At 58.1% G+C, this 9,890-nt stretch carries 12 protein-coding genes; 3 read left to right on the top strand and 9 right to left on the bottom strand.

Features of this window, described 5'->3' with window-relative positions; translation table 11 throughout:
• The first annotated feature begins 122 nt into the window (after positions 1-122).
• On the top strand, positions 123-440 hold the full coding sequence (locus HZB29_09370) for a hypothetical protein (GenBank protein ID MBI5815804.1): 318 nt from the start codon (positions 123-125) through the stop codon (positions 438-440).
• Positions 441-454: 14 nt separating this feature from the next.
• Here HZB29_09370 and HZB29_09365 read toward each other — a convergent pair whose 3' ends face one another.
• The gene (locus tag HZB29_09365) at positions 455-832 is read right to left on the bottom strand and encodes a hypothetical protein (protein MBI5815803.1); all 378 of its coding nucleotides are present in this window, start codon (positions 830-832) and stop codon (positions 455-457) included.
• A gap of 210 nt (positions 833-1,042) precedes the next feature.
• On the opposite strand from HZB29_09365, the gene HZB29_09360 reads away from it, so the two are divergent.
• Positions 1,043-1,441 (top strand): hypothetical protein, encoded by a 399-nt coding sequence (locus HZB29_09360; protein MBI5815802.1) that lies wholly within the window; start codon positions 1,043-1,045, stop codon positions 1,439-1,441.
• 14 nt (positions 1,442-1,455) lie between these two features.
• Here HZB29_09360 and HZB29_09355 read toward each other — a convergent pair whose 3' ends face one another.
• From HZB29_09355 to flgB, 8 genes are read right to left on the bottom strand one after another with little or no spacing between them, the layout of a single operon-like run.
• The gene (locus HZB29_09355; GenBank protein ID MBI5815801.1) at positions 1,456-2,112 is read right to left on the bottom strand and encodes a hypothetical protein; all 657 of its coding nucleotides are present in this window, start codon (positions 2,110-2,112) and stop codon (positions 1,456-1,458) included.
• 1 nt (position 2,113) lies between these two features.
• Positions 2,114-2,557, bottom strand: coding sequence for a flagellar export protein FliJ (gene fliJ / locus HZB29_09350; protein MBI5815800.1), 444 nt, complete (start codon positions 2,555-2,557; stop codon positions 2,114-2,116).
• 12 nt (positions 2,558-2,569) lie between these two features.
• Complete coding sequence (locus tag HZB29_09345; protein ID MBI5815799.1) at positions 2,570-3,886, bottom strand: FliI/YscN family ATPase; 1,317 nt, start codon at positions 3,884-3,886, stop codon at positions 2,570-2,572.
• Entirely contained in the window at positions 3,873-4,697 is an 825-nt protein-coding gene (locus HZB29_09340) for a hypothetical protein (protein ID MBI5815798.1), read from the bottom strand. The genes HZB29_09345 and HZB29_09340 overlap by 14 nt, the downstream gene beginning before the upstream one ends.
• On the bottom strand, positions 4,690-5,709 hold the full coding sequence (fliG, locus tag HZB29_09335) for a flagellar motor switch protein FliG (protein MBI5815797.1): 1,020 nt from the start codon (positions 5,707-5,709) through the stop codon (positions 4,690-4,692). The genes HZB29_09340 and fliG overlap by 8 nt, the downstream gene beginning before the upstream one ends.
• A gap of 30 nt (positions 5,710-5,739) precedes the next feature.
• Positions 5,740-7,344, bottom strand: coding sequence for a flagellar M-ring protein FliF (gene fliF, locus HZB29_09330; protein ID MBI5815796.1), 1,605 nt, complete (start codon positions 7,342-7,344; stop codon positions 5,740-5,742).
• A gap of 39 nt (positions 7,345-7,383) precedes the next feature.
• The gene (flgC, locus tag HZB29_09325) at positions 7,384-7,815 is read right to left on the bottom strand and encodes a flagellar basal body rod protein FlgC (protein ID MBI5815795.1); all 432 of its coding nucleotides are present in this window, start codon (positions 7,813-7,815) and stop codon (positions 7,384-7,386) included.
• Positions 7,816-7,832: 17 nt separating this feature from the next.
• Positions 7,833-8,237: a flagellar basal body rod protein FlgB gene (flgB, locus tag HZB29_09320; GenBank protein ID MBI5815794.1), complete on the bottom strand. Its 405-nt coding sequence runs from the start codon at positions 8,235-8,237 to the stop codon at positions 7,833-7,835.
• A gap of 203 nt (positions 8,238-8,440) precedes the next feature.
• Between flgB and ftsY the strand changes: the two genes are divergently transcribed.
• On the top strand, positions 8,441-9,538 hold the full coding sequence (gene ftsY, locus HZB29_09315; protein MBI5815793.1) for a signal recognition particle-docking protein FtsY: 1,098 nt from the start codon (positions 8,441-8,443) through the stop codon (positions 9,536-9,538).
• The last annotated feature ends 352 nt before the right edge of the window (positions 9,539-9,890 follow it).

Below are 9,890 nucleotides of genomic sequence, written 5' to 3'. Positions count from 1 at the left end.
TCTGCACACAGGCCACAGCCCGCTTGCGCAACTGCGTCAATGTCTTACTATCAAGCCCGCGCCCATCTGTATTCTTCATGGACTACAGCGTAACGCATATATCCACTTATGTCAATACTATTATGAGACGGTTAATAATTGCCCCGCGCAAGGCGGAGGAGACGCTTGCGATATGGCGGGCCGCCGCCAAAGGATACGAGGCGGGAGAGCCGTTCATCCCCAAATCGCCGCCGGTGGACGAATCAGGGATCATCGCCTTGTCATACGTAATCGCTGACGCGCTCAAGGTGGACCATGCGCTCAAGGTCGAATTGCTGGAGATGGGCTCCGCCCTGGAAAGGCTGGAGACGGAACGCTCCGTATTGTCCGGAGTGGCCGAAGCGCTGAAAATGGGGCCGAGAAGGAGTGAACCCGCTTTCTACGGATTTTCGCTGAACTGAGCGGCGGCGCGCGTTTACGCGTTCAGCTCCACCTTGCCGCCGGTTGATGACAGTTGCGTTTTGACCTTGGAGCCGATCTCGGAGGTGGCCTGTTCGGTCTTTTTCGCCTGCTGGCGGGTGTCTTCGCGCAATTGCTGGCCGGCCTTGTTCACCGCGTTGACCACGCTGTCCACAGCAGAGCCCACGTCCCCCACGTTCATCTGGTTGAGGATGCCGCGCACCCCCTGTTTTACTATCACCGCGCCGGAGCCGGGCATGGAAGCGCCCCCCACCGGCCCTGAACTTTTCGCCAGTTCAGTGGCCCGCGACACCTTCATGGACTGGTACACCCGCTCCGTGGTGGAGTTGGTGTTAAACCCGGGCTGCGTCTTTCCCGTCAACTCAACTGGCATGATGAAAATACTTCCTTTATTGAAACATTTTTGGCGGATTGCCCCGTCACTTTCAGTTTATTTATTCCGTTCCGGTTTTTCAATGGGGACTTTGCATGGCTTTTCCGCGCGGGATCGCCAGGCGTAAGACCGGCTCTTGACCGGGATATGTACATTGCGCCAAAAGCGCGGTATTCTCATACATCCAATCCAACAAACCCCGGAGGCTCCATGCAATACGGCAGGCTTAATATCATCGCCGGATGTACCGTGATATTCATCGCCGCGATAGGCGGCTTCGCCCTGGCGTTTTCGCTCGATCCGCTTTTCGAAAAAGGATTTTACGCCCCTTCATACGCGCGGACGTTGCTCAAGGCCGGTCATTCCCACGGAATGCCGTTCGCGCTTTACAACATGATAGTGGGCGGCCTTGTGGACAGGCTGGCGCTTTCGGATCCGCTTAAAAGATGGTTGTCGTATCTTGCGGTGGGCGCGTTCCTGATGCCGCTGGGGTTGACGTTGCGCGGCATGACGGGCGGTTCGATGGCTTTCGCCCCGGTTGTCCTGCTCGGGGCGCTCTGTTTTCTTGCCTCGGCCGGGCTGACGCTGAAAGGAGCGCTAAAGGCATAGCAGGGGAGGCGTTTCTACTTCTTCATCACCATCCCCTCGGACAGTTTCGTGGCCTTGTCCTTCGGGATCACGGCGAGGATGCGCGCCGCGTTGCGCTCTTTCATGTTCGAAAGTATCCGGATGGCGATGCCGCTGTCCAACTGCTGGATAAGGGCGGCGGCGTTCTCCGGCGGCATGGAGGAATATGTCTTGGCCAGCTTTTTCACCGCCTCGTCCTCCAGGTCTCCGCGCTGCTTTATCAAATCTTCTATCTTCGCCTGCGCGGCCTTAAGCTCGGATATCTGCTTGTCCAGATCGGTCTGAAGGGCGTTTAGCCGGTCTTCTTTCTGCTTCAGCTCTTCTTCCTTCTTGTCCATGGCCTTCTGGCGTTTTTCCACTTCCTGGATTATCTCAAGGTCCAGGCTGGCCGGCTGTTTGGCCTCTTTTTCCTTGGCGGCGTCCTTCAATGTCTCGCCGGTCTTCAGAGGCGCCCCTTTCTGGCCGGGGACTTCTTCACTGGTGGTGGCGGGCCTGGATTCCGTTTCCTTTTTCGCTCCCGCTTCCTGGGCAAACGCCGGCGCGGCGGATGTGGCCCCGATCCCAAGCCCGGAGGCGGCCAGCATCGCAAGCTTCACCCCCAAAAGCCCCGCAAGGATTATCAGCGTTTTCCGTTTCAGTCCGCCGTTCGCCATGTCAGTTCGCTTCCTTCCTGCTAAACCGGAGGAGCGCCACCTCGTCGGCGAAGAGCCGTTCTTTCCTGTCTTCCTCGGCGTTGTGGCGTTCCTTGAGCGTTTCCCTGTGATGTTCCATTATGCGGCGCTTTTTCATCGCTTCCACCAGCTTTTCGCGCTCCATTTCCGCGATCTGCCCGGCGCCTTCAACGCGTTTGGCCGCATCGGCTATGTTCACCGCGGCCCCGGCCATGTACATGTCGTAAAGCTCCATGGTGTTCCTGTCCACGCCGATGGACATTTTCTTTTCCGTCATTTCCATAACGTCCCGCCGTTCTTGCTCAAGCCGCCTCATCTCGCTGATCTCCGCCTGATAATGCCTGTTCGCCTCGGCGAAGGCGCGTTTGCGGTCGTCTTCGAGCGTCTTGCGGTACCTTAAAAGCGCCTCCAGCCTGTATCTGAACATTTATGCCGCCATTCATCCCAAAACTTTCTTCATAGCGTCGATGGTCTGCGCCAGCCGGGACGATTCCTCCACCCGCTGCTTTAAAAAGGCGTTCATCGCGTCTATCCTGGCGATGGACTCGTCTATCCGCTTGTTGGACCCGGCCACGTACGCCCCGATGTTTATAAGGTCCTCGGCTTCTTTATATGTGGCGTAAAGTTCCTTGAACTTTATGGCAAGCTCCTTGTGGTCCTTGCCCGCCACGTCCACCATCACGCGGCTTATTGAATTGAGCACGTCTATGGCCGGGTAATGCCCCAGCGAGGCGAGCCTGCGCGACAGGACTATGTGCCCGTCGAGTATGGCGCGCGAAGCGTCGGATATCGGTTCGGAGATGTCGTCCCCTTCGATTAGCACCGTGTAAAGCCCGGTGATGGACCCTGGGCCGTCGGTGTTCCCGGCCCGTTCGAGCAGGCGGGGGAGGGCGGCGTACACCGACGGGGTGTATCCCTTCGTTGCGGGGGGTTCGCCGATGGAAAGGCCGATCTCGCGCTGGGCCATGGAAAAGCGGGTCAGCGAGTCCATCATCAAAAGCACGTTCTTGCCCCTGTCGCGGAAATATTCGGCGATGGAGGTGGCCACGTGGGCCGCGCGCATCCGCACAAGCGGGGCGTTGTCCGATGTGGCCACCACCACAACAGACCGTTTCATCCCCTCGTCTCCCAGGTTGTTCTCAATGAATTCCCGCAGTTCACGCCCGCGTTCGCCGATAAGCGCGATCACGTTCACGTCGGCGGTGGTGTACTTTGCCATCATGCCAAGCAGAACGGACTTTCCCACGCCGGTTCCCGCCATTATCCCCATGCGCTGCCCCATGCCCACCGTCATAAGCCCGTTTATGGTCCTGATGCCAAGGTCCAAAGGCTGGGTGATGCGGCGGCGGGTGAGGGGATTTATCGGCTCGCTGTATATGGAACGTTCTTCCTTGCAAAGGATAGGGCCTTTGCCGTCTATCGGTTTTCCGAGGCCGTCCACCACGCGCCCCAACAGGGTGTGGTCCACCTTTATGGAGGCGGCCTCCGCCCGCACCGCGATGTGGCAGCCGGGGGATATCCCCCGAAGCTCCCCTAGCGGCATCATCAATATCCTGTTGCCGGTGAAGCCGACCACTTCCGCTGTGATGGGGGTGGACTGGTCCTTGGGGAATATCTCGCACACCCCGCCGATGGAAAGGTCCGGCCCGATCCCTTCCACCACAAGGCCCACAACCCGGGCCACCTTGCCGGACACCTTTATCGGCCTGCTCTCATCGAGCGCCTGGCCGTATTTGCCGAAATCAACCTTCAGCATTCGCCCCTCCGCCCATCTGCTCTTTCATCCTGCTCTCTTCGAGGGCGCCGAGGAAAGATTCGCGCACCGCTTCCAGCTGTGTTTCAAGCCGCGCGTCTATGGAGCCTATGTTGGTTTCCACCATGCATCCGCCACGGGTGATAAGAGCGTCTCCCTTGAACGACACTTTTTCGATGTCCTCCACCTCTCGGCGAAGCTCCGGCAGCGACTTTTCAGCCTCCGCCAAATCCTTCGGATTCACACGGATTATCATCTCTTCGCGCGATTGGAGCCTTTGCACAGCCTTGAGGATCACCTTTTGCACAAGCGACGGGTCTTTGGTAATTTCCGCGCCGATCACAGTCCTGGCTATATTGATGGTCAGGTGGATCATCTCCTCCTCGGCGCCGGCGTAGAATTTCCCCCGCGCCTCCGTCAGCTCGCGGACCAGGTTCACGAAAGAGTCCATCACAGGCTTGGCCTCGGTGAGGCCGGCGGTGTATCCGTCCGCATGTCCTTTCTGGTAGCCATCCTCGCGGGCGGCGCTCCTGATCCCGTCGGCGTTGGAGTTGGCGTTGCGGATGATCTCCTCCGCCTCGTCCATGGACCTGCGCAGGATTTCGTCGCGGCGCAAACCCCCCTGATAGTCGAAATCAAAACCGCCCGGGATGAATTCAGACGAGCCGCGCTGGCTTTCGAAGTCCCGCACGAACTCTCCTTTGCCCTTTGCGGGGGCGGCAGGAGAGGCGGGGGCCGCCACCCTGGAAAATTCGGCCAGCTTGAACTCCCGCACGTGCGAGAGGTCTTCGTCTTTTTTGAATATCTTAGACAAGCTCTTCTCCTCCGCCCGCCAGGACTATCTTTCCTTCCTCCTCCAGGCGCTTTACCACCCGCAGTATGGACTGCTGGGCCTTCTCCACGTCCGACAGGCGAACGGGGGGCATAGTGTCCAGGTCCTCTTTCATCATCAGCGCCGCGCGCTCGGACATGTTGGCGAACACCTTGTCCTTCATCTTTTCCGACGCCGTCTTGAGCGCCAGAAGAAGCTCCCCCTGGTCCACTTCCTTGAGGATGGCCTGCATTCCGCGGTCGTCTATCTTTATAAGGTCCTCGAACACGAACATCAGCTGCCGGATGTTTTCCGCCAGTTCGGGGTTTATGGCCTCTATCTCGGAGAGGACGTTCACCTCCGTGGCGTGGTCCATGCTGTTTATTATCTCCGCCACCGCGTCCACCCCGCCGATCTGGCTCCCTTCCATCGTGCCGGTGGAGCGGAACTCGTGGGCCAGCGCTTCGTCCAGCTCTTTTATCACCCCCGGGGGTATGCGTTCGAGGGTGGCGATGCGGAAGGCAACCTCCGGCTGGAACCTTTCGGGCAGTTCCTTTATCACCGCCGCCGCGTGGGATGGATCCAGGTGGGCCAGGATTATGGCGCAGGTCTGCGGGTGCTCGCTTTTCATGAAAGAGGCGATGGTCTTGGCGTCCAGATGGCGCACAGCCTCCAGGCCGCCTCCCATGTTCTCCTCGTCCCCGGTGGAGATCCTTTCCATGATCTCGGTCACCTTCTTCGGGTCGAGCGTGCTTTCCAGCAGCTTTTTAAGGTAGTCCCGGCCTCCGGTGACATATCCCCCCTTGCCGGACTCGGAGATGTCCACGAACTCCTCCATGATGTTGCCCACAAGCTCGTTGGACACGGAGGTCATGCCGCTCATGTAGGTGGATATCTTGTGTATCTCCGACTCCTCCATCTCCGACAGCACCTTGGAGGCGATCTCGTCCCCAACGGCTATCAGCAGGGCCGCGGCCTTCTCAGGGCCCGATAGTGATTTCTTGTCTCCAGCCATTGCCTTGTCTCCCTTATTCTTTCACCGGTCCTAACGCCTGGACTTGAGCCATTCGCGCAGCATCTCCGCCGCCGCCTTGGGGTTTTCCTGCATCAGCCGCTTGACTTTCTCGCGGTAGTCCACTTCCTCTTCAAGCCCTCCTCCGGTCTTCACCCCGAGCCTGGCTTCCATCTGCTGGACCGTCTGGGGGAATGCCCGCAAATCCTCAAGTTCCCTGCTTGTGGAGGTTATCCAGCCGAGCGCCGGACGCAAGATCAATATGAACAGCGCCAGTACCAGCGCCCCTATCCCAACATATTTTACGACTTCCATATAGAACTGTCTATCCGTCTCGGCCTTGGCGTCGGTGATATCGGTGTCAAATTTGGACGTGTCGAATGGAGCGGACTGCACCGTCACCTGGTCGCCCCGGCCCACGTTCACCCCGGCCGCGGTCTTTATAAGCTCGGAAAGCTGGTTTAGCTCCTCGGCGGTGCGCGGCTGGAATTCCTTCTCGGCCCCGGCCGGAGCCCCTTCCTTGGCCGCGTATTTGCCGTCAACGATAACCGCTATGGAAAGCTTTTTCACCCCGCCCACCTGCTCCTGGATGTGCGACACCACCTCGTTTATCTCGTAATTCACCGTCTCCTGGCTCTGGGAATTCTGCGCCGGAGCGGCGGCCGTCATCGTGGCCACCTCACCGCCGGGGATGTTGCTCTGGATGCCGGGCACTCCGCCGGGCGACTGGGCGCCGGTGGCCTTGCTTTCGGAGCGCTGCTCGCTGCGGGCCACCTGGCTGTTGGGGTCGAATTTCTTTTCCGTCCGCTCTATTTTCGTAAAGTCCATGTCCGCGGTGACCCGGGTGACCACCTTGCCGGAGCCCACCACGTTTTCGATCATGCTGGTGATGTTCTTTTCGATGTCGCGCTCCATGTTGTTCCTGTATTCATTCTGGGTGGAGGAGAGCCTGGCCGCCTCGTCCGAAGGTTCGCCGCCGGAAAGGAGCCTTCCTTCCGTGTCCACCACGGTCACGTTCTCCGGCTTCATCCCTTCCACGCTGGAGGCCACCAGATGCACGATGCCCATCACCTGATCTTTGTTCAGCGCCCCGCGCCGGGCAAGCTGCAGCACAACCGAAGCGGTGGGGCCGGTGTCTTCCTTGCCGAAAAGCTTCTTTTCCGGTATGGCGATGTGCACCCGGGAAGAGCGCACTTCCTTCATCTGGCCGATTGTGCGGGAAAGTTCGCCTTGCATGGCGCGCTTGAAATTTAGCTTCTGGACGAAATCGGTCATCCCGAACGTGGACTTGTCGAATATCTCGAATCCCACGCCCCCTCCAGCGGGCAATCCCTGGGTGGCAAGGCTCAATCGAAGCTCATGGACCCTCTCCGCCGGGACAAGGATCGCCGACCCGTCCGCCATAAGCTGGTATGGGATGCGGTCGGCCGAAAGTTTCTGCGTTATGGCGCCGGCGTCTTCCTGTGAAAGACTGGAGAACAGCACCTGGTAGTCAGGCTTGCCGGAATAATAGGCCACGCCCATTATCCCCCCCAGCGCCACCAGCGCCACAAAGGCTATGGCCGCTTTCTTGGTACCGGAAAGCGACTTGTTCACTTCCAGCATCTGGGTCCAGACCTTTGTCAATAACTCACGCATGAAGACCTCCGATTCCTATTTGTCCGTTATTTAAATCTGTTATCTCTGCCCGATCTCGAGCGCCTTCTGCGCCATGCTTTTCGCCGCGCTCACAGCCGCCGCGTTGGCCTCGTATGACCGGGAAGCGTTTATCATGTCCACCATCTCTTCCATCACGTTCACGTTTGGCATGGCCACATAGCCGTTCTCGTCCGCGTCCGGGTGGGACGGGTCGTACACCATCCTCGGCTCGCTCTTGTCGTCTTTCACGTCCACCACTTTCACCCCTTGTATGGCGTTGTCCAGCGCTCCGCCGAATCCTTCGCCGGAAACGGGCGAGGCCTCCGCCACCACGGACTTCTTGCGGTACGGCCCCCCTTCGGGGGTGCGGGTGGTGTTTATATTGGCCAGGTTGCTGGATATCACGTTCATCCTCGTCCGCTGAAGGGACATGCCGGAGGAACCTATTTTCATGGCGCTCAAAAAGTCCATTGTCCGTCTCCTGTTTTCTATTTGCCGCTTTCAATGGCGGTGATGATTTCGCCGCTCTTCTTGTTGAACGCGGTTATCATCGTCTGATATCCGATCCTCGTGGCCAGCATGTCGTTCACCTCATGGTCCACGTTCACCGTGTTGCCGTCCATCCTGCCCCCTTCGATGGTCTGGTTCATTTCGGGCTTCACGCCGTAAATCCCCTTGCCGGCGGTGGGCATGTGCCGAGGGTTGGTCTCGGTCATCGTAAAACCCTTGCCCATGGCCGCCGCAAGGTTGTTCTCAAAGTTTACGTTGACGGCCTTATAGCCGGGAGTTTCGGCGTTGGCGATGTTCGCGGCGGTGGCGTTCTGGCGCGTGGAGAGCATGTCCATCCCCTTTTGGAGGTATCCGAACTCCCTGATCCTGAAAATGTCGCCCATTTTTATTACCTTGCCGTAAACACGATACGTCAAAAATCCGGCGCTTGCCGGCTTGCCTTTTTAGTTGAGCAATGACCGTGCCAACTGTCAAAACGCCTTGACAACATGTGTTGCACGATACGTTCCCGTTGCGATATGATTGGGCAAACGGGGCGGAACCGGAAAAGACGCCATGTTATAATGGCCAAAATTAAGGAAAAAAGATGATTTTTAGCCTGTTTGGGCGCAAAAAACAGCAAAAAACGCCAGAAATTGATCAAAATGCGGTTGTTGAAGAGGTTGCTCCCGAAGCGGCTGAAACCGTTGTTCCCACCCCCCCCGAGCCCCTCCAAGATGACGGGAAAATTGACACTTCCGCCCAGCGTGGCATTTTTGGCCGGTTATTTGACGGTCTGGCCAAAACCCGCAAGACCCTGGGGCAGGGATTTGAACGGCTCATCGGCGCCCACGCCAAGCTTGACGAAGAGTTCATGGACGGGCTGGAGGAGGTGCTTCTCTCCGCCGATGTGGGGGTGGAAATCACAAACCGGATCATGGCGGACCTGCGAAAGGACGTGAAAAAGAACCTGCTGAAGAACACCGGCGAGGTGGTGGACTATATCAAACGGGAGCTTATCGCCATCATCAACCAGGACATAAAAGACCTTGGTTCGGAATCGCTTGATAAACCGAGAGTTATCCTTGTTATCGGGGTGAACGGTTCGGGCAAGACCACCACTATTGGAAAGTTGACCGCGCAATTTTCCTCTGAAGGGAAGAGCGTTATCCTCGCCGCGGCGGACACATTCCGCGCCGCCGCCATAGACCAGCTTGAGACCTGGGCGAAACGCTCGGAGGCCGATTTGGTGCGCCACCAGCCCGGGGCGGACCCCTCGGCGGTGGTGTTCGACGCCATCAAGGCCGCCCAGGCCCGCGCGCGGGACGTTTTGATAGTGGACACGGCAGGCAGGCTCCACAACAAGGCCAACCTTATGGAAGAGCTTAAGAAGGTGCGGCGCATCATCGGGCGGGAGATGCCCGGCGCCCCTCACGAGACATTGTTGGTGCTGGACGCGACGACGGGGCAGAACGCGGTGAACCAGGCGAAGATGTTCCACGAAGCGATAGGATTGACCGGCATCGCGCTGACCAAGCTTGACGGCACCGCCAAGGGCGGGGTGGTAATAAATATTATGGAAACTCTGAAAGTGCCGGTGAAATTGATCGGCGTGGGCGAAGGGATCAACGACCTCCGCCCATTCGATCCAAAAGAGTTCATGGACGCGATCTTCACCGGAGCCCCGTTAAAAGAGGTGGGGTGAGGGGGGGATTATCTCTATTTCTTCTCCCCACTGCCTCCGCCCGTAAAACTTTGATCAAGCAGGTTAACGCTTAGCAAAGCGCTTACCCGCAAATCAGAGGGCCCCTCTCCATACAATGGAGTGTCCCCAAAGAATCGCAACCGTATATTCAGCGCATTGCTAACTTTATACAGAAGCACTTCACTTTCCATAATCATTCGGCCTGATTCTGAAGAGTCAATCCCTTTTTTAGTTGAAACTCCCGGCATGACCGTCACGCCGCTTTCACCATTATCTTCCCCGCCAGAGCCCGTTTCATGATCTCACGCAGTTCCGGCAGGTGTTTATAACCGCTCACTTTCCTCAACCTGGG

The sequence above is a fragment of the Nitrospinota bacterium genome (genome assembly GCA_016235255.1).
Classification (GTDB): domain Bacteria; phylum Nitrospinota_A; class UBA7883; order UBA7883; family JACRLM01; genus JACRLM01.
This window is presented reverse-complemented; position numbering and strand designations above follow the sequence as displayed.

What these genes read in the sequence shown, in the direction of transcription:
- HZB29_09370 (MBI5815804.1), top strand. Translation starts at nt 123, where the DNA reads ATGAGACGGTTAATAATTGCCCCGCGCAAGGCGGAGGAGACGCTTGCG.
- HZB29_09365 (MBI5815803.1), bottom strand. Translation starts at nt 832, where the DNA reads ATGCCAGTTGAGTTGACGGGAAAGACGCAGCCCGGGTTTAACACCAAC.
- HZB29_09360 (MBI5815802.1), top strand. Translation starts at nt 1,043, where the DNA reads ATGCAATACGGCAGGCTTAATATCATCGCCGGATGTACCGTGATATTC.
- HZB29_09355 (MBI5815801.1), bottom strand. Translation starts at nt 2,112, where the DNA reads ATGGCGAACGGCGGACTGAAACGGAAAACGCTGATAATCCTTGCGGGG.
- fliJ (MBI5815800.1), bottom strand. Translation starts at nt 2,557, where the DNA reads ATGTTCAGATACAGGCTGGAGGCGCTTTTAAGGTACCGCAAGACGCTC.
- HZB29_09345 (MBI5815799.1), bottom strand. Translation starts at nt 3,886, where the DNA reads ATGCTGAAGGTTGATTTCGGCAAATACGGCCAGGCGCTCGATGAGAGC.
- fliG (MBI5815797.1), bottom strand. Translation starts at nt 5,709, where the DNA reads ATGGCTGGAGACAAGAAATCACTATCGGGCCCTGAGAAGGCCGCGGCC.
- fliF (MBI5815796.1), bottom strand. Translation starts at nt 7,344, where the DNA reads ATGCGTGAGTTATTGACAAAGGTCTGGACCCAGATGCTGGAAGTGAAC.
- flgC (MBI5815795.1), bottom strand. Translation starts at nt 7,815, where the DNA reads ATGGACTTTTTGAGCGCCATGAAAATAGGTTCCTCCGGCATGTCCCTT.
- flgB (MBI5815794.1), bottom strand. Translation starts at nt 8,237, where the DNA reads ATGGGCGACATTTTCAGGATCAGGGAGTTCGGATACCTCCAAAAGGGG.
- ftsY (MBI5815793.1), top strand. Translation starts at nt 8,441, where the DNA reads ATGATTTTTAGCCTGTTTGGGCGCAAAAAACAGCAAAAAACGCCAGAA.